The organism is Actinoallomurus sp. CA-142502 (assembly GCF_050936355.1).
Lineage (GTDB): Bacteria > Actinomycetota > Actinomycetes > Streptosporangiales > Streptosporangiaceae > Actinoallomurus > Actinoallomurus iriomotensis.
The window spans coordinates 7,341,871-7,362,573 of sequence record NZ_JBNJMY010000001.1; the positions used below are offsets into that span (position 1 = coordinate 7,341,871).

Here is a 20,703-nt window from a genome sequence, read left to right on the forward strand (position 1 = left end):
GCCCATGACCCTTGTGTGTCTGCTGCACACCGTGACGAGCCTGCCCGCGGTCTTCGCCGGTCTGCTTCCGGTCGAGGTCGGCGCGGTCGACGCGGTCAACATGGTGGACGAGACGCTGCTGCGGGACACGGTCGAGCACGGCCTGCTGCCGCGCACCCGCCGCCGCGTCGCCGACTACGCGCGGTTCGCGGAGGAGTCCGGCGCGGCGGCCATGCTGGTGACGTGCTCCTCGATCGGCGAGGCGGCGGAGGAGGCGAACGCGGAGGCCGGCATTCCGGTGTACCGGGTGGACGCGCCGATGGCCGCCGAGGCGGTACGCGCGGGCGGGCGCATCGGGATCCTGGCCACGCTCGCCGCGACCCTGCGACCGACCGGCGACCTGCTGCGTCGCCGGGCGACCGGCCCTCGCGAGTTCCGGGAGTCGGTGTGCCCGGGCGCGTTCGAGGCGCTGAAGGCGGGCGATACGGAACGCCACGACACGATCGTCGCCGCCGAGGCCCGCCGCCTGGCCGCGGAGGTCGACGTCCTCGTCCTGGCCCAGGCCAGCATGGCCCGCGTGGTCGACGCCCTCCCGGCCGGAGAGGTGACCGTCCCGGTCCTCACCTCACCCCGCTCGGGAGTCCGCCAGCTCCGCCCGTACGCCACCACCTGACGAGCGTCGCGCGTAGACGAACACCCCTCCCTCGGAAAGGAACCGCTCGAACGGCCGCACTTCGGCCCGGGGGCCGGCGCCCAGCACTGGCGATCGACACTGTGCCGGGCTGACTAGAGTGGTTGCGATGAGCGGTCATCCTGGTCCTCAGCCGGCGCTGCTGGGTGCGGGTGACGGCGGCGGCGAATGGCTGTCCGTCACTACGGGCGAATCTGAGGCCGCCGTCTTTCGCAGCGCGGACGCTGCCCGATATGCCAAGTGCGTACCTGCTGCGGATGCGGCCGGCCTGGAGGCTGAGCGCGACCGGACCGCATGGCTGCACGACCAGTGCGTGCCGGGGCCTCGCGTGCTCGAGTGGCACTCCGGTGACGCGGGCGCCTGCCTGGTGACCAGCGCGGTTTCCGGCGTACCCGCGGATCAGGTTCCCGCGGCGGACCTGCGAGCCTCGTGGGAACGCATCGCGGACGCGGTGCGCGGACTGCACGAGGTGCCCATCGAGCAGTGCCCGTTCCGCCAGGGTCTGGACGGAACGGTGGCCATGGCGCGTGATGTCGTCGCCCGTGACGCCGTGAACCCGCGATTCCTGCCTGTCGAGCAGCGGCACACGCCGCCCGCGGAACTGCTGGCCCGGCTCCTCCAGCAGGTCGCGCGGCGACGCGACCAAGAGGCCGCGGACATGGTCGTCTGCCACGGGGACCTGTGCCTGCCCAACATCATCCTCGACCCGGAGACTCTGGAGGTGGCGGGCTTCATCGACCTGGGCCGCCTTGGCCTGGCCGACCGCCACGCCGACTTGGCGCTGCTGCTGGCCAATGCCCGCGAGACATGGCAGGACGAGGAGCAGGCCCTGGCCGCCGACGCGGCCTTCGAGGAGAGATACGGCATCGCCCTCGATCACGACCGCCTGACCTTTTACCTCCACCTCGATCCGCTCACCTGGGGCTAGTGATCCGGCGCAGCGCCTGCGGCCGGCCGCCGTTGTCGGATGTACGCGGTACGGTCCGCGCATCTCGACGAGGAGGATCCGTGGCGACCGAGTGGAGTCTGACGATCGACTGTGCACGACCGGCGAAGTTGGCGGAGTTCTGGGCACTGGCCTTGGGATACGTACAGGCGCCGCCGCGAGTCGGATTCGGAAGCTGGGACGAATGGTTCACGCATTACGGCGTTCCCGAAGAAGAAAGGGATCAGGCCGCTTATCTGTCCGACCCGGACGGCGTGCGTCCGAACCTGTCATTTCTGCAGGTGCCGGAGGGCAAGACGGTGAAGAACCGACTGCATTTGGACGTCCAGGTCGGCGGAGGCCGCGAAACACCGTGGGAGGTGCGATGGCCCCGCGTGATCGAGGCGGTCGAACGATTGATCGCGGCCGGTGCCACGGTGATACGCGAAGACGAACTGCGGGGCAAACCCGATCACGTGGTGATGGCCGACCCTGAGGGAAACGAGTTCTGCGTGCTCTGAGGCTCGTGCCGGCCCAGGACTTCGGCGCCGGAGCGGGTGACGAGCCGGTGCTTGCGAGACCGGTCGGGTCAGCTTTCCGGGAGAGGGCCGATCAGCTCGATGCCGTACTCGGCGCCCAGCGCGCGGAACGTCTCCGGGGTCGCCGTGTCCTCCTCAAGGGCGCGGTGTACGTCGCGGAAGAAGCCTTCGGACCCACCGGGGATCATCATGGTCAGTTTGCGTCCGCCGTCCGGGCCCGCGCGCAGGCCGTGGGGCAGGCCGCCGGGGACGTAGACCACGCCTCCGGTGTCGGCGGGCACCCACTCGCCGGCGACGTAGAAGTCGTAGTGACCGTCGAGGATGTACCAGAGTTCGGCGACGTCGTGCCGGTGCAGTGGCGTCGCGAAGCCGGGCTCGTCCACGCCCTCCAGCAGGCCCAGGCCGCCGTCGGTCGACTCGGCGGACGCCTTCACCCGCATGACCGAGCCCTCGGGCGCCGCCGCCGGCTCTCCCTCGCCCGCGGCCAGGACGTACGGGCGGAGCATCCGGCGCATCGCTTCGTCCTCGGCCATCGTCACGCGAGCCCGGTCGTCATGGACGCACGGCACCGGGCCGGATCAAGGAATGCACGCCGATATCCCCACATAAGACGATCTTGGCATGATCCAGCGGCTAGCCGATCTTTACCGCGCGCACCGCACTGCGGATCACCATCCCGTAGTCTCCGGGCATGTCGGATGAGCCAGGGTTCACGTGTTCGTGCTGCGGCCGGCGCCACGGCGAGCCGCCGCTCTCCTTCTCCGCTCCGGCCCCGGCCTTCTGGACGCCCGACCTGGTGGACGATCCGGACAGCGAGCTCTCCTCCGACCAGTGCGTGATCAAGCGGCAGGCGTTCTTCGTGCGCGGACTGATCGAGATCCCGGTCGTCGACACCGGAGAGGTCTTCACCTGGGGTGTATGGGTCTCGCTCAGCGAGAAGAACTTCACCCGCGCCACACGACTCTGGGACGTCCCCGGCCGGGAAGCCGAGCCGCCCTACTTCGGCTGGCTGTCGACGGAGTTGCCGATCTACTCACCGACCACCGTCGAACTCAAGACCAACCTCCACACCCGCCCGGTCGGTGAACGCCCGGCCGTCGAGCTGGAGCCCACCGCCCACCCGCTCGCCATCGAGCAGCGTCAGGGCATCACCCGCGCGAGAGTCCAGCGGATCGCCGAGACGCTCCTCCACCCTGGGCCGCGATAGCCGAGTCGCCCAGGCGAGCGCCCCAAGACAGGGCGGATGTCCGGATCCGGTCGTTGACAGCCGTACGTCCGGTTTTTAGGTTCTCGGTCAGAAATCGATTTCTGAAATCGATTTCTGAGCTGGCCGGCGTCCCGACGGCCCGGCCCACCGTCGCCGCCAAGGCGAGGAAAGTGAGGCGGAGATGGCCTCTCCCCGACGAGCCGAAGGCCGCCGCCGGGCCGAGCCCACGCATCTGATGCGGCGCGTGCTCGCGGGCCTGGTTCCGGTCCTGCTCGCGCTGGCCGTCTCTTCGCTCGTCACGGCGCACCCGGCCTCCGCGGCGGCGCCCACGCCCGCCGGCAAGGGGCCGGTCGGCTGGGACACCTACCGGCACCTCGACCAGCTGCCCTACCTCACCACCGGCGTCACCACGCACGAGTTCTCCAGCTACGACCGCGCGGGCGGCAACGACGACGGGTTCAACGGCACCTACTCCTGCCTGCGCACCACCGGCGGCGGATGCGTCATCGCCGAGGACTCCGGGCCCGGCGAGATCAGTTCGATCTGGTTCACCCGCGACAACGGCGACGTGTCCGCCACCGGCCGGATCACGATCGTGCTCGACGGGAGGACGGTCCTCGACGACTCGCTCCAGAACGTGGTGAACGGCGGCCACGGCGCCCCGTTCGTCAGCCCGCTCGTCGCCAACGCGGACCAGAGCTCCGGCGGCGTGTACATCAAGGTGCCGATGCCGTACCGCTCCTCCATGACGGTCACCACGCAGAGCGACCCGCTCTTCTACCACGTCACCTACCGGCACTTCCCCGACGCGAACGGCGTCGCCACCTTCGACCCGGCCGACCACGCCGACGACGTCGTCGCGATGCTCAGGGCGGCCGGCACCAACGACCCCAAGCCGCCCGTCTCCGGGGCGACCACGCGTACGGCCGGCCTCTCCCCCGCCGCGGGCGCCACGGCGAGCGTCGACCAGCCCGCCGGCCCGGCCGTCATCACCGGACTGCGCGTCAGGCTGCCCGACCGGTCCGACGACACGCTCGACAAGGTACGGCTGCGGATCTCCTTCGACGGCCGGCCCACGGTGGACGCGCCGATCGGCGAGTTCTTCGGCGTGGGGCTCGGCGAGCAGAAGGTGAGCTCGCTGCTGTTCGGCGTGGACCCGGCGAGCGGCTGGTACTCGACGTGGTGGCCGATGCCGTACCGCCGGTCGGCGACGGTCGCGCTCGTGAACGGGACCGCGCACGCGCTGAGCGGGATCAGCGTGGAGCTGACGTCGGCCCCCGACGCCCAGTGGACGGACGCCCTCGCGCCGAACGGGCCGGCCGCGTACTTCACCGCCTCGGCGCACCGCGCCGTCGCCACGCCCGGCGCGGACTGGCTGTTCGCCGACACCGGCGGGCGCGGCAAGTTCGTCGGCGTCTCCGAGACGATGCGCGGCCTCATCCCGGACACCAGCGCCAACACCCGCGCGTACCTCGAAGGCGACGAGCGCGTGTACGCCGACGGCTCCGGTACGCCCGACCTGCACGGCACCGGGACGGAGGACTTCTACGAGTCCGGCTGGTACTTCAACCGGGGCACGTTCACCGCGCCGTTCAACGGCGAGCCCGGCCACGAGCGGCACGCCGGCGGCTGCGACCACGAGTGCGACGGGGCGTACCGGCTCATGCTCGCCGACGCGGTCCCGTACGCGCACGCGCTGAGGTTCGGGATCGAGCACGGGCCGCAGGACGACGCGGACGCGGAGTACTCCTCCACCGCCTTCCTCTACACCCAGACCACCGTGGCGAACCACCGCACCGACACCGTACGGACCGGCGACGCGGCGAGCCGTACGGCCCACGCCTACACCGAGTCCGGCACGGCGAGCCAGTACGCCCTGGACTCCTCCTACGAGGGCGACGACGACGGTGTGCCGGTCGCCGCGCAGGTGCGGAGCACCACCGGCCAGGTCGCGTTCAAGGTCACCACGGACGCCGCCAACCAGGGCGTGCTGCTCCGCCGCGCCTCCGACCAGCAGGCGGCGTACCAGAAGGCCGACGTGCTGGTCGACGGCACCGCGGTCGGCACCTGGGTCCAGCCGCAGGGCGACGGCACTCACCGGCTGCGCGACGACGCGTTCCCCCTGCCCGCCTCGGCGACGGTGGGCCGGACGTCGGTGACCGTCACGCTGCGGCCGGTGGCGGGCGCACCCGCCTGGACGGCGGCGCGGTACACCGCCGACAGCCTCGTCACCCCGTACGCCGACGCGTCGCCGCCGGGCGCGCCGACCGGCCTGGTGCGGACGGGCGGGCGGCAGCACGCCGTGCACCTCGCCTGGACCGAGCCCGCCGACGACTCCGGCGTCACGACCTACCGCGTCTACGCCTCGGCCTCGGCGGACGTGCCGATCGGCTCGTCCACGCTGGTGGGGACCTCGCGCCTGCCGGTGTTCACGTACGGGTCGCGGCCCGCCCGCCAGACGCTCCACTACCGGGTCGTGGCGGTCGACGGCGCCGGCAACGCCGGGTCCGGCTCGGCGGTGCTCGACGCGACCACGGCGAACCCGGTCCGTACGGACCTGGACGGCGACGGCCGGGACGACGCCCTGACGTTCACCCGGGACGACGCCGCCGACGTCTACGCCTCGCTGTCGGACGGCACGAAGTTCGTCCAGGACGGCTGGAAGTGGGACGACTACTTCGCGGCGGGCACCGAGGTGCCGGAGACCGGCGACTTCAACGGAGACGGCAAGGACGACATCGTCACGTTCACCCGCGGGACGAACGGCCAGGTCTGGGTGGCGCTGTCGAACGGCACCGGCTTCGGGCCGGCCACGGTCTGGCACAGCCACTTCGCGATCAACGACGAGATCCCCGCCGTCGGGGACGTCAACGGCGATGGCAAGGACGACATCATCACCTTCACCCGCGGCGACGCCGCCGACGTCTACGTCTCCTTCTCCGACGGCACGAAGTTCGTCCAGGACGCCTGGAAATGGCACGACCACTTCGCCGTGGGCGACGAGATCCCGGCGGTCGGCGACGTCGACGGCGACGGGCGCGCGGACATCATCACGTTCACGCGGGGCACGAACGCCGACGTCTACGTCTCCCTGTCCGACGGCACCAGGTTCGTCCAGGACGGCTGGAAGTGGCACGACCACTTCGCGCTGGGCGACGAGCTCCCGGCCGTCGGGGACGTCAACGGCGACGGCAGGGACGACATCATCACCTTCACCCGCGGCGACACCGCCGACGTCTACGTCTCCCTGTCCGACGGAACGACGTTCGTCCAGGACGCCTGGAAATGGCACGACCACTTCGCCGCCGGGACGGAGGTGCCCGGCATCGGCGACTTCGACGGCGACGGGCGCGCCGACGCGGTGACGTTCACGCGCGGCACGGCCGCCGACGTCTACGTCTCGCTCTCCGACGGCGCCCGGTTCGTCCAGGACGGCTGGAAGTGGCACGACCACTTCGCCGCCGACGACGAGTGGCCGCAGCCCAGCAGGCTGCTGCCGTGAGGAAAGGACATCCCGTGCGAAGGATCCTTCTCGTCTCCCTCGCGACGCTCGCCGCCGCCCTGACCTGCGTGCCCGCGAAGGCGTCGCCGGTCGCCGGCGCCTGGGTGACGGCCGGCGCCTTCAGCAAGATCTACGACCCGAGCACGCCGACCCAGCAGTGGTACATCAACGACCACACGTTCGTACGGGACGACGCGGGCACCTGGCACATGTTCGGCATCACCCACGCCGAGCCCGCCGACCCGGTCAACGAGATCGAGTTCGCGCACGCGACCGCACCCTCGCTCGGCGGCCCGTGGACCAAGCAGGCGCCCGCGCTGACCGTCGACCGCTCCTACTTCGGCGAGACGCACCTGTGGGCGCCGCACGTCATCCACGTCGGCGGCACGTACTACATGTTCTACAACGGCGGCGGCACCGACCTGACCGCCACCGCGATCAGCCTGGCGACCTCGACCGACCTGATCCACTGGACCCGACTGGCGAGCGGTCCGCTGTTCCGCGACGGGTACGAGGCACGGGACCCGATGGTGACCCGCGTCGGCGACCAGTGGGTCATGTACTACGACGCGACCAGCGCGCCGTCGGGCGGCGACCACGTCGTCGCGTACCGCACGAGCACGGACCTGATCCACTGGAGCGGGCGGAACATCGCCTACACCGACCCGACCACCGGCGACTGCTGCGGCAACACCGAGTCGCCGTTCGTCGTGCACCGCGGCGACTGGTGGTACCTGTTCATCGGCCCGCGGCTGGACTACTCCGGCACCGACGTGTACCGCAGCCGCGACCCGTTCCACTTCGCCCTGGCCGACGCGGTGGGCCACATCGCCTCGCACGCCGCCGAGCCGGTGCTGGACCAGAACGGCGCGTGGTGGATCAGCGCCGCGGGCTGGGGCAGGGGCGGCGTCTACCTCGCCCCGCTGACCTGGCACGACGGCCCGGTCAGCGGCCCTCACCTGTACGCGATGCCCGCAGACCGGTCCGCCGTCTCGCGCTGGGACGGCTCGTCCTGGACCGTGGTCGGCGGCCCGGCGGGGCACCTGTACGGCGGCGGGTACGGCCTGTTCGCCACGGACCCCGGCACCGGTGACCTCTACCGCTACAACGGCACGCCGGGGAACTGGAGCCGGGTCGGCGGCCCCGGCGCATCGTTCGCGGTGAACGCCGACGGCCTGTACGCGCTGGCCCCCGACCACTCCATGGTCCTGCGGTGGACCGGCAGCGGCACCGCGTGGACGAGGATCGGCGGCCCGGCGGCCCAGATCTACGCCGGCGGCAACGACCTGTTCGCCACGAACCCGGACACCGGCGACATCTACCGCTACAACGGGACCCCGGAGAACTGGACCCGGATCGGCGGCCCCGGCGCATCGTTCGCGGTGAACGCCAACGGCCTGTACGGGCTGACCCCCGACCGCTCGAAGGTGGTGGAGTGGACCGGCAACGGCACGACGTGGACCCAGATCGGCGGCCCGGCGAGCCGCATCCACGCCGGCGGTGAGGACCTCTTCGCCACCGACCCGAACACCGGCGACGTCTACCACTACCTGGGCGTGGAGAACACCTGGGCCCGTGCCGGCGGTCCGGGCGACGTGTTCACGGTGAACGACACGTCGCTGTACGGCGCCTCCGGGGCGGGCCTGTTCGCCTGGTCCGGCGACGGCACCGGCTGGACCCGCGTCGGCGACCCCGTCTCCGAGGTCGTCGGCGGCCCCTGACACCAGAAGTGGAAGACGGCGAGGGCGCACTCATGTTCTTTTGACAGGAGGTGGCCGGTCCGTCACTAAGATCGCGCGGATGACCACGGACTGGACGAACGAAGCGGTGATCCGGCAGTGGAACACCCTCCCTCGCGAGGCGCTCGACGCGATGGAGCCGGAAGGGGACTTCGCCAAGCGTCATCTGCTCAACCCGGTGCTGTGGCGCATGCTGGGGGATGTACGCGGGCGCCGGATACTGGACGCCGGATGCGGGCACGGCTACCTCAGTCGCCTGCTGGCCGCCCGCCACGCCCACGTGGTCGGCGTCGAACCCACCGACGCGCTCCTCGCCTACGCGTGGGAGAAGGAACGCGAACATCGGCAGGGCATCGAGTACGTCCAGGCGGATCTGACCGGCCTGCCGGATCTCGGCGAGCCCTTCGACGCCGTCGTCTGCAGCATGGTGCTGCCGGCGATACCCGACTGGAAGACGGCGATGCGTGCCTGCGTGCGCGCGGCACGGCCCGGCGGGCTGTTCGTCTTCTCCGTCAACCATCCGGCCTTCGAGCACCTGTGGGCGACGTGGCGTGAACACGGCGAATATCGCGTGCGGCGGTATCTGGAGGACTACGAGATGGCCCAGAAGTACGCCCCCGACTTCCATCGGCCGATCTCGGCCTACCTCAACGAACTCGCCGCCCTGGGCTGCCGCCTGCGGGAACTCGCCGAGCCGGGGCTCGACCCCGACATCGCGCGCGAAGCGAGGCGGACCACGCCGGGCATCGACGGCTACGTCCACCTCCCGAACTTCCTGATCGCCGCGGCCGAGTGCCCGTGAGAGCCGGCCGGACCGGACGTCGGTGGCTTCCCACCGCCGGGCAGGGAGTACGAGGGATCACTCCGCGGGCCGGTCCAGGTAGTCCTCGTAGACGGCGATCTTGTGGTTGATCACGTCGAGGCAGCGGTGAAGTCCGGCGAGCTGGGCGAAGATCTGCCCCTGATGCTCGCGCAGCAGGGCCAGCCGGTCGGTCTCGGTGCCGGCCTGGCGGGCCAGTTCGGTGTAACGGCGGATCGCGGGGATGGGCATTCCCGAGGAGCGCAGCACGATACAGAGGTTGAGCCAGTCGACGTCGTGCTCGGCGTAGACCCGCCGGCCGCCCGGGCCGCGCCGTACGGGGTTGGCCAGGATGCCCTCGCGTTCGTAGAAGCGCAGAGTGTCCACGCTCAGGCCGGTACGCGCGGCGACCTGGCCGATGGTCAGGGTTGGGGAATCGCTCACGCCTCCAGGATGGGACTTGAGCTGGAGTCGGGTCCAGCATCTAGGGTGCGGCGGACGAGTCAAGCCACCTCCGGTCCCTCACAGGAGTCTCACCATGCGTTACCGCTATCTCGGCCGTACCGGTATGGAAGTCAGCGTGCACTGCCTGGGCACCATGATGTTCGGCGCGGTCGGCAATCCCGACCACGACGACTGCGTCCGTATCGTGCACGCCGCGCTGGATCGCGGGATCAACTTCGTCGACACCGCCGACATGTACTCGGCGGGCGAGTCGGAGGAGATCGTCGGAAAGGCCCTGAAGGGGCGGCGCGACGACGTGGTGCTGGCCACCAAGGTGCACTTCCCGATGGGCGAGGGCCGCAACCGCGGCGGCAACGGCCGGCGTTGGATCACCTCGGCGGTCGAGGACAGCCTGCGGCGGCTGGGCACCGACTGGATCGACCTCTACCAGGTCCACCGCCCGGACCACGCCACCGACGTGGAGGAGACCCTGTCCGTGCTGACCGACCTGGTGCGGCAGGGGAAGATCCGCGCGTTCGGCTGCTCGACGTTCCCCGCCGAGGAGATCGCCGACGCCTACCACGTCGCCGAGCGCCGCGGGCTGCACCGGTTCCGCACCGAGCAACCCCCGTACTCGATCCTGGCCCGCGGCGTCGAGGCGAACGTGCTGCCGGCCTGCCGTCGGTACGGGATGGGCGTGCTGACCTGGGGGCCGCTCGCCTCGGGCTTCCTTACCGGCCGCTACCGCAAGGGACAGGACGTCGATCTGAACACCGGGCGCGCCGCCCTCACCCCCGGCCGCTTCGACCCCTCGCTGCCGGTCAACGCGGCCAAGCTGGACGTCGTCGAGCAGCTCGTGGAGGTCGCGGCCGGCATCGGGAGCAGCCTGCCCGAACTGGCCGTGGCCTTCGCGGCCGCGCACCCGGCCGTCACCTCGGTCATCATCGGGCCACGCACCATGGAACAGCTGGAGGCACTGCTCAAGGGAGCGGCGCTCACCCTGGACGACGACACACTGGACCGCATCGACGCGATCGTGCCGCCCGGCACCAACGTCTACCACCCGGACGGTGCGTGGACCCATCCGGCGCTGGCCGAGACCGCGCAGCGCAGACGACCCCTGCCGGACCGGCCGGCGGCATGACGGCGCCGGGGCGGGCGCGCGAGGGTTCCGGGTCGGGAAGCGTCAGTCCGCGACGGGGCGATGGTGGACGTACTCCACCACCGCCCCGTCGGGGTGCCGCACGGTGAAGCCGGCACCGACCGGCACCTGCCTGAGCGGCCCGACGATCTCGGCGCCCGCGCTCAGCAGCCGCTCGTGGTACGGCTCGACGTCGTCGACGAGGAGCGTCCCGGTCGTGGCGCGGTACGGGCGCAGGGACTCCTCGTCACCCTCGATGATCAGGAACGCGCCGACCGCGGCCAGCACGAGGTTCTTCTCCGGATAGGGCATCCGCATGTCGAGCGTCGTGCCCTGCGACGTCTCGTAGAAGCCGATGGCCTCGTCCAGCTCGCCCGGCCCGACGAAGACCCGGATGAGGACACGGGGCTCCGTCCGGTGGGACGAGTCGGGGTCGCGGCGCCAGATCTGTTGTGTCATGGCAGTCAGCCTGTCGCGCGTTCCGCGAACGTGGCAGTACACGAATTGTCCTGTTGGCCAGACTCATAGGCTGGCCGCATGTCCCCCGATCCGCTCCGCCGCGAACTCGGCGGTTTCCTCCGGGCAGTGCGTGAGCACACCGCACCCGCCGACGTGGGCCTGAGCGCGGGCGCGCGGCGCCGTACGCCGGGACTGCGCCGCGAGGAGGTGGCGGCGCTGTCCGGCGTGAGCATCGCCTGGTACACCTGGCTCGAACAGGGCCGGGTCGCGGTCTCCCGGCAGGTGCTCGACTCGGTGTGCCGGGTCCTGCGCATGGACCCCGGGTCCCGCCGCCACGCCCTCGAACTGGCCGGATACCACGAGGAGACGGCACCACCGGCGGACCGCGACCACCTGCGGCGGCTCATCGATCCCTGGCCCGGCACCCCGTCGCTGATCCTCGACGAACGCCTCGACATCGACGGGTGGAACCCCGCGTACCGCGACATGGTGCTCGACCTGTCGAAGGTCACACGGGAGCGGCGCAACCTCCTGCTCCTGCTCGTCGGTGAGCTCCGCGACGCGGTCCCGGACTGGGCACGTCTCGCCCGCGGCCTGTACGGCCAGTTCCGTACGGGCGCCGACCGGCGGCCGGGCGATCCCCGCGTGCGCGACATCCGCGGGCTGCTGGCCGCCGAGCGCCCCGACCTCGCGCACTGGTGGGAATGCCGGTCGGTGGCGGACTTCACGCCGACCACCGTGGAGGTGCGCGGCGTCCCGATGACCCTCTCCCTGTTGCGACCGGTCGGCGCCGCGGACGCCTCGGTCCTCGTGCACACCTCCACGGGCGGCGAGGCACGCCACGAATGAGCCTCCCGCGCCGGCCGGGCTCATGACGGCGCCGGGGCATCCCCCTCGGGAGAGCCGGAATCGCCTGGGCGGAGGTACCTGGCCTGGGGCGTCCGCCAGCGCGGGTCGGTCAGCCGCGCGCCCTCGGGGCGGAAGCCGGCGCGCTCGTAGAGCGCGCGTGCCCGGTCGTTGTCCTCGAACACCCACAGCCTGACGTCCACGCCGGGCATCGCGTCGATCGCGCGGCCGAGCAGACCGCGTCCGACGCCGGCACCCGACGCGGCCGGATGGACATAGAGCGCGGCCAGGTAGCCCTCGCCGGGATGATCGGCGTCGTCGCCGTAGCGGACGAACCCGACCGGCCGCCCGCCGGCGCCGACGGCGAGCACGGTCGTGAGGCCGGGGTCGTCCAGGCGCGCGGCCAGGTCGGCCGCGACGGTGTCCGCGTCGAGGGCGTCGATCACCTCGTCCGGCACGACCCCTCGGTACCCGGAGCGCCAGGCGGCCACGAAGATGTCGGCCATCGCGGGCAGGTCGCCGGCGACCGCCTCCCGGTAGGCGGTCACTTGACGACCATCCGACGTGGCCGCACGACGGCCGGCTCCGGCAGCCGCAGCGGTGTCGCACCCGGGGTCAGGGATCCCAGGATCGATCCGGTGCGCGCGCCGGTCGCGGACGCGATGGTGCCCTCGAGACCATGGACGGAGAGGTAGCCGAGCAGGCCGAACAGGTAGGCCTCCTTCGCCTGTGCCGGCAGGCCGAAGTCCTCGACCGGCCGGACGCGCGCCGGTGCGGCCAGTTCGGTGATGCGCCGCATCAGGGTCGGGTTGCGCACCCCGCCGCCCGCGACGACGAGTTCGGTCAGGTCGTGCGTCCGGCACGCGTCGGCCACGAGCCGTGCGGTCAGTTCCGTGAGCGTCGCGAGCAGGTCGTCGGTGCCGATCTCCAGCTCGCCGACGGCGTCGCGGACATAGTCGGCGTGGAAGAGTTCCTTGCCGGTGGACTTGGGCGGGGCGGCCCGGTAGTACGGCTCGGCGAGCAGCCGGTCGAGCAGTGCGGCGTGCACCGTGCCTCGTGCCGCCCGCGCCCCCGAGGCGTCCATGCGTTCCGCGCCCGCGGTGGCGTCGCTGACGGCGCTGTCCATCAGGGCGTTCGCGGGGCCGAGATCGTACGCGATCACGTTTCCGTCCCGGTCTCGCACGGTGATGTTGGCGATGCCGCCGAGGTTGAGGGAACCGCGCCGGGCCTCGTCTCCGAGGACGAGCAGTGCGTCCAGGGTGGAGGCGAGCGGCGCGCCGTGGCCGCCGCGGGTGAGGTCGCGCGTGCGCAGGTCGGAGACGGTGGTCACCCCGGTCGCCTCGGCGATCCAGGCCGCGGCCCCCAGCTGCAGCGTGCCGAGCGCGTGTGCGCCCTCGACCCAGTGGAAGACGGTCTGCCCGTGGGAGACGATGAGGTCAGCGGAACCACCGGTGAGGTGGTCGTCGGCCGCCGCGGCGACCGAGCCGAACAACCGGCCCAGCTCGGTGTCGAGCCGGCACACCTCTTCCATGGTGGTGGGGTGCGGCGGCAGGGCGGCCGCTATCCGGGCCCGGAGTTCGTCCGGGACGTCCTCGCTGTACAGCCCGCGAGGATGGCAGACGATCTCGTCATCGGCCAGCGAGAAGTCGGCGGCGGCGGCATCGATCGCGTCATAGGACGTACCACTGATCATGCCGATGACGGTCAGGTCCATGTCGGTCTCCTCAGGTGGGCCTCGGCCGCGGCGAGTACCCGCAGCCACATCTGTTCGGTCGCCCGGAACGGGCCCGTCGTGTGCAGCCGGTTGGTGATCATCGCGACGGCGGCTCGGCGCTCGGGCAGTACCGCGACCGCGACTCCGGGGAAACCGGTATGCCCGATGGCGCGGCCAGAGGGGAGGCTCCAGACGCGCAGCCCCAGGGCCTGACCGGGGTCGGCGCCGGCGGTGAGGAAGGCGGCGGCCGTGTCGCGCCGTACCGGCCCGTCACCGTCGAGGCAGCGCAGCAGGCCCGTCGCGAACCGCAGGAGGTCGGCGGCGGTCGTGAACAGCCCGGCGTGTCCGGCGACCCCGTCGAACGCGTGGAAGGCGTTGCCGTCGTTGACCTCGCCGACCAGGACGTGGTCGCGCCAGCCGTCGAAGTCGGCGACGACACCGTCGACCGGGTACGGGACACCGGACGCGATCATGCCCTGTTCGACGCTGTCGCCGTTCGAGCTCGCGGCGACCGGTCCGCCCGGCACCGGCGTGGCGTAGCGCGTCTCGGCGAGCCCGAACGGCCGTAGCGCCAGTTCGTCCACTGCCGCCGCGAGGCCGCCGCCGGCGACGCGTGCGACCAGCTCGCCGAGCAGGATGAACCCGAGGTCCGAGTAATGGCGTCCCTCGCCCGGCCGGTAGCGGAGCGGCATCCGGGCGGCGAGGGAGACGGCGTCACCGGAGCGGGCGCCGTTCAGGTACAGGGGCCACCATTCCCGCAGGCCTGCCCGGTGTTCGAGCAGGTCGCGCACGGTGCTGTCCCGGTCGAGTTCCGGCAGATGGCGGGCGGCCGGCGCGTCCAGCGCGACCTCGCCGGCGTCCACCAGCGCCATCAGCGCGGCCGTCGTACCGACGATCTTGCTCACCGACCCGGCGTCCGTCCGTGTCGCCCAGCCCATCTCGACCGGGGGCCCGGCCGCGCCGTGCCGCGCGAATCCCCCTGCGGCATAGCGGATCCGCTCGCCCTCGGCGACGGCGACGAGCGCTCCGGGCGGCGCGGCGCCGCCGTCGGGGGACGCGCCCAGCAGGTCGGTGACGGCGGTGACCAGGGGGTCCGCGGTGAGTCGGGTTATTTCGGACACGGGATCAGGTTAATCGTTCACCTGTTGAATGTCATTCAGGTCAACCATTACCCTCTGCGTAACTCGTCGCTCGGAGGACCTCGTATGACACCCCCCACCCCTCGCGGCGGCGTCCGGTTCCGTACCGGCGCCGTCGCCCTCACCGCCACCGTCACCGTGGCAGCGGGACTGGCCGCGTGCTCGCCCAGCGGTTCACAGAACTCCTCGTCCGGCGGCTCGACGTTCGTCGTCGCCCGGACGGGTGACATCGACAAGCTCGATCCGCACCTGGCGACCGCGTTCCAGACACAGCAGACGCTGGGACTCGTCTACTCGACGCTGGTCAAGACCAGCCCCACCGGCCAGATCCAGCCCGATCTGGCGACCAAGTGGACCACCTCCTCCGACGGGAAGACGCTCGACTTCACCCTCCGCTCGGGCGTGACCTGGCAGGACGGTTCGCCGTTCACCTCCAAGGACGTCAAGGCGTCGATCGAGCGGATCCTCGACCAGAAGACCGGTGCGGTCTCCCGCTCGAACCTGGTCGCCATCAAGAAGGTGGACGCTCCCGACGACACCTCAGTGGTGTTGCACCTGTCCCAGCCGTCGGCCTCGCTGCTCTACTCGCTGACGACGGTGAACTCCTCGATCGAGTCCGCCAAGGACATCTCCGCCGGGACGGTCGGCAAGAAGCCCAACGGGACCGGAGCGTTCGCCTGGAGCGCCTGGAACCCCGGCCAGCAGGTGGTCCTCACCGGCAACGCGAAGTACTTCGGCGGCGCGCCGAAGATCAAGAAACTCGAGTTCCGTGTCATCCCGGACGAGTCGTCGATCTTGTCTGGCATGAAGGCCTCCGCCTTCCAGCTCGGCCTGATCTCCGACCCCGGGGTCGCCCGCCAGGCCGGCAAGGCCGACGCGTACTCGCTCGTCAAGCAGCCGGCCCTGGCCTACCACGTGCTGATGCTCAACGGCCGGAAGGGACCGCTGAAGAACCAGCAGGTCCGGCAGGCCATCAGCTGCGCCGTCGACCGCAACCAGGTCATGCAGACGGCGGCGTACGGCGACGGCACCGTCACGGGCCCCATCACCAGCCCCGCCTTCGCGTACTCGCCGACGGACGGGCTGCCCTGCACCCCGGGTGACACCGCCAAGGCCAAGTCGATGCTGGCCGCCGCCGGGTACGCACAGGGCTTCAGCCTCACCACCATCGTCGAGACCGGCGAGTACGCGACCGCCGGCGCCGAGGCCCAGAACCTCCAGTCACAGCTCGCCAAGATCGGCGTGAAGCTCACGCTCAAGCAGCTCTCCACCGGGCCGTACGTGTCGGCGTGGCTCGACGCCGACTACGACGCCGCCGTCGCGCTGAACGGCGGCTCGTACGACCCGTTCCTGATGTACGGGCGCTACTTCACCTCCGGCGGAAGCCTCGCGAAGCCGGCGGGCCTGAACTCCTCGACGCTGGCCGACCTGCTCACCCAGGGCAACGCCACCAGTGACGACGGCAAGCGGCAGGGAACCTTCCGCAACCTCCAGAAGGAGCTGCTGACCGAGTCGCCGTGGGTCTGGACCTTCCGCTCGGACGACTACTACCTGGTCGGCTCGAACGTCCACGGGTTCACGCCACGGCCGGACGAGCTGCTCAGCTCGCTGACCGCCACGTCCTGAGAGGGGCGAGCCGATGCTGAACTGGCGATGGCTGGGGGCACGGGCCCTCGGCGCGCTGATCACCTTGCTGGGGGTGACAGTGGTCGTCTTCGTCGTGCTGCGCACCATCCCCGGAGACGCGATCACCGCCTCGCTCGGCATCGAGTCGGGCACGCTGACCCCGGCGCAGCGTGCCTCACTCGAGCACTTCTACGGGATCGACCGGCCCTGGTTCGCCCAGCTCTGGGCGTGGATCTCGGGTGTCGCGCACGGCGACCTCGGGCTGTCGCTGACCAACGGCAGGTCCGTCACCAGCCTGGTGGCGTCATCGCTGCCGGTGACGGTCGAACTCGCCGTGCTGTCGGCGTTGATCGGCACCGCCTTCGGCGTGGTGCTGGGTGTGCTCGCCGGCAGCCGGCCGGGGCGGGCCTCCGACTCGCTCACCCAGGGCGCGTCGCTGGTCGGCCTGGCGATCCCCGAGTTCGTGCTCGGCACCGCCGTGGTGACGATCCTCGCGGAGGCCTTCCACTACTTCCCCGACACCGGCACCTTCGTGCCGCTGACCCGCTCGGTGTCGGGGAACATGAGCCAGATCCTGTACCCGTCGCTCGTGCTCGCGGTCGCGTTCGCGGCCAACGTGATGCGCACGACCCGATCGGAGTACGTCGAGATGGCGGACGCCGACTACGTGCGGACCGCGCGCGGCAAGGGCCTGTCGCCCGGTCGGGTCCGCAGGTCCCACATCCTGCGTAACGCCACCATCCCCATCGTCACGCTGACCGGTATCCAGTTCGGCTACCTGCTCGGCGGCACCGTGATCATCGAGCAGATCTTCGCGCTGCCCGGTATGGGGCGCCTGCTGTTCACCGCCATCTCCAACCGGGACTACCCGGTGGTGCAGGGCACGGTACTGGTCATCGCGGTGCTGTTCGTGCTGGTGAACCTGCTCGTCGACCTGCTCTACCGAATGATCGACCCAAGGACGCGTGCCTCATGAGCGAGCGAAAGGAGACCTCGTGAGTGTGCTGCCTACGGTGGCCGAGCCGATGGGCTCCGTGCCCGCCGCGCCCGGCCGGTCGTCGCTGCTCGCCCGGATCTGGCGGGACCGCAACGGGCGGATCGGCCTCACCGTCATCGTGCTGCTCGCCGTCATCGCGGTGCTCGGCGCGCTCGGGATGCTGCCGCACGACCCGATCGCGCAGCACCCGGCCGCCCGGCTGCAGGGCCCGTCGAGCCGATACTGGTTCGGCACCGACCAGTTCGGCCGGGACATCGCCGCCCGCGCCGCCGTCGGAATCTGGACGTCGCTGCGTGTCGCGGTCGTCTCGGTGGCGGCAGCGGCCGTGATCGGCTCGGTCCTCGGGATCAGCGCCGGTTTCTTCGGCGGCTGGGTGGACCAGATCGTCAGCCGCTTCATCGACATTCTCTTCGCGTTCCCCGCGATCCTGCTGGCACTCGCGGTCGTCAGCGCCCTCGGCAACGGCTGGCAGAACACCGCGATCGCGATCGCCGTCGTCTACACCCCGATCTTCACCCGCGTCTCGCGCGGGCCGACGCTCACGGTCGGCGGCGCGGAGTACATCAAGGCGCAGCGGGTTCTCGGCACGCCACTGCCGCGGATCCTGCTCCGCCACGTGCTCCCCAACGTGAGCGCGCCGATCGTGGTGCAGGTGACACTGGCGCTGTCCTGGGCGATCCTCACCGAGTCCGCGCTGTCGTTCCTCGGCCTGGGTACCCGGCCCCCGACTCCCAGCCTCGGCCTGATGGTCTCCGACGCGCGCAACACCGTCGCCACCGCCTGGTGGACGCTGACCTTCCCCGCACTCGCGATCGTCATCGCGGTGATAACGCTCAACCTCCTCGGCGACGGCCTGCGCAGTGCGCTCGATCCGCGAAGGGACTCCCGCCCATGAGGGAGCGGAGCGAGCGAATCAAAAACACGCGCGCCGGGATCGCTTCTCCGACGAAGGAGGGCTCATGAGCGAACCGATACTCGCGGTACGGGGCCTGCACACCGCGATCCGCACTCCGTCCGGGCCGCTGGAGATCCTGCGCGGGGTCGACCTCGAGGTCGACCGCGGCGAGACCCTGGCGGTGGTGGGCGAGTCCGGTTCGGGCAAGTCGTTCACCGCGCTGAGCATCGCCGGCCTGTTGCCGGCCGGCGCCGAGGTCACCAGCGGCCAGGTCCTGCTGGAGGGCCGGGATCTGGTGGCGCTGCGCGAGCCCGAGCGCCGCACCGTCCGCGGCGCGGAGGTCGGCATGGTCTACCAGGATCCGATGACGTCGTTGAACCCGATGATGCGCATCGGCCGGCAGGTGACCGAGGGGCTGCAGGCCCACGGCTGGTCGAAGGACGCGGCCCGCGACCGGGCGGTGACCGTGCTCGGCGAGGTGGGGCTGCCCTCGCCGCAGGCACTGATGAGGCTCTATCCGCACCAGCTCTCCGGTGGCATGCGGCAGCGCGTGCTGATCGCGTGCGCGATCGCGCCCCGCCCCAAGGTGCTCATCGCCGACGAACCGACGACGGCGCTGGACGTGACGATCCAGCAGCAGATCATCCAGCTGGTCGCCAGACTGCGGGACGAGTACGGCATCGCCGTCGTCTGGATCACCCACGACCTCGGCGTGGTGGCGCGGATCGCCGACCGGGTCGCCGTGGTGTACGCCGGCCGGGTCACCGAGCTGGCCCGTACCCGCTCGCTGTTCGCCACCCCGCACCACCCCTACACCGACGGCCTGCTGCGCTCGCTGCCGACACCGGGAGATCCGCACCAGGCGCCGTTGCCGCAGATCGGCGGCAGCCCGGTCGCGCTGTCCGCGCTCCCGCCCGGCTGCCCGTTCGCGCCGCGCTGCGCCCATCGACAGGACCGCTGCGACACGGAGGAGCCTCCATTGATCGACCGTGCCGGCTCACGAGCCGCATGCTGGGTGCCGCGCGAGGACTGGCACGCACCGTCCGCGGGGGTGACCGGCCGTGCCTGACCGGCCGACGTCCGGCGAGATCGCGATCGACGTACGCGACGTCGTCAAGCACTACCGCACACCGGGGCGCGGCGAGGTCCAGGCGCTCGACCGCGTGAGCGTGAGCGTCGAGCGCGGCCAGGTGCTCGGCGTCGTCGGGGAGAGCGGCTGCGGGAAGTCGACGCTCGCGCGACTGCTGACACGGCTCGAACGGCCGGACTCCGGAAGCGTCGAGATCCTGGGGCGGCGGATCGACCTCGCCAAGCGGGGAGAACTGCGCGAACTGCGGCGCGGGATCCAGCTCGTCTTCCAGGACCCGTACGCCTCCCTCGATCCGCGGCAGCGGATCGGCGCCGCGCTGGCCGAGGTCCTCAGCGTGCACCGGCTGCCGTCCGGTGACGGACGCGTCGGCGAGCTGCTCGAGACCGTCGGGTTGCCGCCGTCCACCGCCGGCCGGTACCCGCACCAGCTCTCCGGCGGGCAGCGGCAACGCATCGGGATCGCCCGCGCGCTCGCCGTCCAGCCGCAGATCCTCGTCCTGGACGAGCCCGTCTCGGCGCTGGACGTCTCGGTCCGCGCGGAGATCATCAATCTGCTGGTCCGGCTCCGCGATGAGCTGGGGCTGACCTTCGTGTTCATCTCTCACGACCTCGGCGTGGTGCGCCACCTCGCCGACCGGATCGCGGTGATGTACCTGGGCAAGATCGTCGAGTACGGGCCGTGGGACGTCGTCTCCGACACCCCCGGGCACCCGTACACCCGGGCGCTGCAGACGGCGGTGCCGATCGCCGACCCCGGGCTCGACGCTCCGCCGACCGAGCTGGTGGTCACCGGCGAGGTCCCGGACGCCGCCGACCCGCCGTCCGGGTGCCGCTTCCACCCGCGATGCCCGCTGGCCGAAGATCGATGCCGCAGTGTCGAGCCGCTCATGCTGCCCGCGTCCGGCCGGCATCGGCTGGCCTGCCATGTCGTGCAGAGCGAGGCGGCGACGGCGGACGGGACGAACGGGTAAC

20 protein-coding genes are annotated in these 20,703 nt (G+C 71.3%); 14 read left to right on the forward strand and 6 right to left on the reverse strand.

The genetic code is table 11. From position 1 onward, the window contains the following. The first annotated feature begins 4 nt into the window (after nucleotides 1-4). From ACQEV1_RS34535 to ACQEV1_RS34545, 3 genes are all read left to right on the forward strand, one after another. Nucleotides 5-652 carry an aspartate/glutamate racemase family protein gene (locus tag ACQEV1_RS34535; RefSeq protein WP_433399514.1) on the forward strand — a complete coding sequence of 216 codons (648 nt, stop codon included), beginning with the start codon at nucleotides 5-7 and terminating at the stop codon, nucleotides 650-652. Between the two features lie 127 nt (nucleotides 653-779). Then, nucleotides 780-1,598 carry an APH(3'') family aminoglycoside O-phosphotransferase gene (locus ACQEV1_RS34540; protein ID WP_433399517.1) on the forward strand — a complete coding sequence of 273 codons (819 nt, stop codon included), beginning with the start codon at nucleotides 780-782 and terminating at the stop codon, nucleotides 1,596-1,598. An 80-nt stretch (nucleotides 1,599-1,678) separates the two neighbouring features. Beyond that, nucleotides 1,679-2,116 carry a VOC family protein gene (locus ACQEV1_RS34545; RefSeq protein WP_433399520.1) on the forward strand — a complete coding sequence of 146 codons (438 nt, stop codon included), beginning with the start codon at nucleotides 1,679-1,681 and terminating at the stop codon, nucleotides 2,114-2,116. Between the two features lie 68 nt (nucleotides 2,117-2,184). On the opposite strand, the gene ACQEV1_RS34550 is transcribed toward ACQEV1_RS34545, so the two are convergent. After that, nucleotides 2,185-2,667, reverse strand: a complete 483-nt coding sequence (locus tag ACQEV1_RS34550; RefSeq protein ID WP_433399522.1) for a cupin domain-containing protein — start codon at nucleotides 2,665-2,667, stop codon at nucleotides 2,185-2,187. Nucleotides 2,668-2,825: 158 nt separating this feature from the next. Here ACQEV1_RS34550 and ACQEV1_RS34555 point away from each other — a divergent pair, with 158 nt between their 5' ends. The 4 genes from ACQEV1_RS34555 to ACQEV1_RS34570 all read left to right on the forward strand — a co-directional run bounded on the left by ACQEV1_RS34555 (nucleotide 2,826) and on the right by ACQEV1_RS34570 (nucleotide 9,384). Then, entirely contained in the window at nucleotides 2,826-3,341 is a 516-nt protein-coding gene (locus ACQEV1_RS34555) for a DUF2199 domain-containing protein (protein ID WP_433399525.1), read from the forward strand. A 181-nt stretch (nucleotides 3,342-3,522) separates the two neighbouring features. Beyond that, on the forward strand, nucleotides 3,523-6,843 hold the full coding sequence (locus tag ACQEV1_RS34560; protein WP_433399528.1) for a DUF2961 domain-containing protein: 3,321 nt from the start codon (nucleotides 3,523-3,525) through the stop codon (nucleotides 6,841-6,843). A 14-nt stretch (nucleotides 6,844-6,857) separates the two neighbouring features. Next, nucleotides 6,858-8,564, forward strand: a complete 1,707-nt coding sequence (locus ACQEV1_RS34565) for a tectonin domain-containing protein (protein WP_433399531.1) — start codon at nucleotides 6,858-6,860, stop codon at nucleotides 8,562-8,564. A 79-nt stretch (nucleotides 8,565-8,643) separates the two neighbouring features. Then, nucleotides 8,644-9,384, forward strand: a complete 741-nt coding sequence (locus tag ACQEV1_RS34570; RefSeq protein WP_285629830.1) for a class I SAM-dependent methyltransferase — start codon at nucleotides 8,644-8,646, stop codon at nucleotides 9,382-9,384. A gap of 57 nt (nucleotides 9,385-9,441) precedes the next feature. Here the strand turns inward: ACQEV1_RS34570 and ACQEV1_RS34575 are convergent, their stop codons facing one another. After that, nucleotides 9,442-9,825 (reverse strand): MerR family transcriptional regulator, encoded by a 384-nt coding sequence (locus ACQEV1_RS34575; protein WP_285629828.1) that lies wholly within the window; start codon nucleotides 9,823-9,825, stop codon nucleotides 9,442-9,444. A gap of 94 nt (nucleotides 9,826-9,919) precedes the next feature. On the opposite strand from ACQEV1_RS34575, the gene ACQEV1_RS34580 reads away from it, so the two are divergent. Further along, nucleotides 9,920-10,969, forward strand: coding sequence for an aldo/keto reductase (locus ACQEV1_RS34580; protein ID WP_433399535.1), 1,050 nt, complete (start codon nucleotides 9,920-9,922; stop codon nucleotides 10,967-10,969). Nucleotides 10,970-11,011: 42 nt separating this feature from the next. Here ACQEV1_RS34580 and ACQEV1_RS34585 read toward each other — a convergent pair whose 3' ends face one another. Further along, nucleotides 11,012-11,425 carry a VOC family protein gene (locus tag ACQEV1_RS34585; protein WP_433399538.1) on the reverse strand — a complete coding sequence of 138 codons (414 nt, stop codon included), beginning with the start codon at nucleotides 11,423-11,425 and terminating at the stop codon, nucleotides 11,012-11,014. Between the two features lie 78 nt (nucleotides 11,426-11,503). Here ACQEV1_RS34585 and ACQEV1_RS34590 point away from each other — a divergent pair, with 78 nt between their 5' ends. Next, nucleotides 11,504-12,274, forward strand: a complete 771-nt coding sequence (locus tag ACQEV1_RS34590) for a helix-turn-helix domain-containing protein (RefSeq protein WP_433399541.1) — start codon at nucleotides 11,504-11,506, stop codon at nucleotides 12,272-12,274. Nucleotides 12,275-12,294: 20 nt separating this feature from the next. On the opposite strand, the gene ACQEV1_RS34595 is transcribed toward ACQEV1_RS34590, so the two are convergent. The 3 genes from ACQEV1_RS34595 to ACQEV1_RS34605 are packed head-to-tail and all read right to left on the reverse strand — an operon-like array spanning nucleotide 12,295 to nucleotide 15,106. Then, the gene (locus ACQEV1_RS34595; protein ID WP_433399544.1) at nucleotides 12,295-12,819 is read right to left on the reverse strand and encodes an N-acetyltransferase family protein; all 525 of its coding nucleotides are present in this window, start codon (nucleotides 12,817-12,819) and stop codon (nucleotides 12,295-12,297) included. Continuing rightward, complete coding sequence (locus tag ACQEV1_RS34600) at nucleotides 12,816-13,985, reverse strand: anhydro-N-acetylmuramic acid kinase (RefSeq protein WP_433399547.1); 1,170 nt, start codon at nucleotides 13,983-13,985, stop codon at nucleotides 12,816-12,818. Before ACQEV1_RS34600 ends, ACQEV1_RS34595 begins: the two co-directional genes overlap by 4 nt. Beyond that, nucleotides 13,976-15,106 (reverse strand): serine hydrolase domain-containing protein, encoded by a 1,131-nt coding sequence (locus tag ACQEV1_RS34605; protein ID WP_433399550.1) that lies wholly within the window; start codon nucleotides 15,104-15,106, stop codon nucleotides 13,976-13,978. Before ACQEV1_RS34605 ends, ACQEV1_RS34600 begins: the two co-directional genes overlap by 10 nt. A gap of 84 nt (nucleotides 15,107-15,190) precedes the next feature. Between ACQEV1_RS34605 and ACQEV1_RS34610 the strand changes: the two genes are divergently transcribed. From ACQEV1_RS34610 to ACQEV1_RS34630, 5 genes are all read left to right on the forward strand, one after another. After that, nucleotides 15,191-16,750, forward strand: coding sequence for an ABC transporter substrate-binding protein (locus tag ACQEV1_RS34610; protein ID WP_433399553.1), 1,560 nt, complete (start codon nucleotides 15,191-15,193; stop codon nucleotides 16,748-16,750). Between the two features lie 13 nt (nucleotides 16,751-16,763). Next, entirely contained in the window at nucleotides 16,764-17,726 is a 963-nt protein-coding gene (locus ACQEV1_RS34615) for an ABC transporter permease (protein ID WP_433399556.1), read from the forward strand. A gap of 19 nt (nucleotides 17,727-17,745) precedes the next feature. Beyond that, entirely contained in the window at nucleotides 17,746-18,642 is an 897-nt protein-coding gene (locus ACQEV1_RS34620) for an ABC transporter permease (RefSeq protein WP_433399559.1), read from the forward strand. 64 nt (nucleotides 18,643-18,706) lie between these two features. After that, on the forward strand, nucleotides 18,707-19,711 hold the full coding sequence (locus ACQEV1_RS34625) for an ABC transporter ATP-binding protein (protein WP_285629811.1): 1,005 nt from the start codon (nucleotides 18,707-18,709) through the stop codon (nucleotides 19,709-19,711). Continuing rightward, nucleotides 19,704-20,702 (forward strand): ABC transporter ATP-binding protein, encoded by a 999-nt coding sequence (locus ACQEV1_RS34630; RefSeq protein WP_285629809.1) that lies wholly within the window; start codon nucleotides 19,704-19,706, stop codon nucleotides 20,700-20,702. The genes ACQEV1_RS34625 and ACQEV1_RS34630 overlap by 8 nt, the downstream gene beginning before the upstream one ends. Nucleotide 20,703 lies beyond the last annotated feature (1 nt).

What these genes read in the sequence shown, in the direction of transcription:
- ACQEV1_RS34600 (WP_433399547.1), bottom strand. Translation starts at nt 13,985, where the DNA reads ATGGACCTGACCGTCATCGGCATGATCAGTGGTACGTCCTATGACGCG.
- ACQEV1_RS34585 (WP_433399538.1), bottom strand. Translation starts at nt 11,425, where the DNA reads ATGACACAACAGATCTGGCGCCGCGACCCCGACTCGTCCCACCGGACG.
- ACQEV1_RS34610 (WP_433399553.1), top strand. Translation starts at nt 15,191, where the DNA reads ATGACACCCCCCACCCCTCGCGGCGGCGTCCGGTTCCGTACCGGCGCC.
- ACQEV1_RS34535 (WP_433399514.1), top strand. Translation starts at nt 5, where the DNA reads ATGACCCTTGTGTGTCTGCTGCACACCGTGACGAGCCTGCCCGCGGTC.
- ACQEV1_RS34560 (WP_433399528.1), top strand. Translation starts at nt 3,523, where the DNA reads ATGGCCTCTCCCCGACGAGCCGAAGGCCGCCGCCGGGCCGAGCCCACG.
- ACQEV1_RS34615 (WP_433399556.1), top strand. Translation starts at nt 16,764, where the DNA reads ATGCTGAACTGGCGATGGCTGGGGGCACGGGCCCTCGGCGCGCTGATC.
- ACQEV1_RS34625 (WP_285629811.1), top strand. Translation starts at nt 18,707, where the DNA reads ATGAGCGAACCGATACTCGCGGTACGGGGCCTGCACACCGCGATCCGC.
- ACQEV1_RS34580 (WP_433399535.1), top strand. Translation starts at nt 9,920, where the DNA reads ATGCGTTACCGCTATCTCGGCCGTACCGGTATGGAAGTCAGCGTGCAC.
- ACQEV1_RS34555 (WP_433399525.1), top strand. Translation starts at nt 2,826, where the DNA reads ATGTCGGATGAGCCAGGGTTCACGTGTTCGTGCTGCGGCCGGCGCCAC.
- ACQEV1_RS34570 (WP_285629830.1), top strand. Translation starts at nt 8,644, where the DNA reads ATGACCACGGACTGGACGAACGAAGCGGTGATCCGGCAGTGGAACACC.
- ACQEV1_RS34590 (WP_433399541.1), top strand. Translation starts at nt 11,504, where the DNA reads ATGTCCCCCGATCCGCTCCGCCGCGAACTCGGCGGTTTCCTCCGGGCA.
- ACQEV1_RS34550 (WP_433399522.1), bottom strand. Translation starts at nt 2,667, where the DNA reads ATGGCCGAGGACGAAGCGATGCGCCGGATGCTCCGCCCGTACGTCCTG.
- ACQEV1_RS34540 (WP_433399517.1), top strand. Translation starts at nt 780, where the DNA reads ATGAGCGGTCATCCTGGTCCTCAGCCGGCGCTGCTGGGTGCGGGTGAC.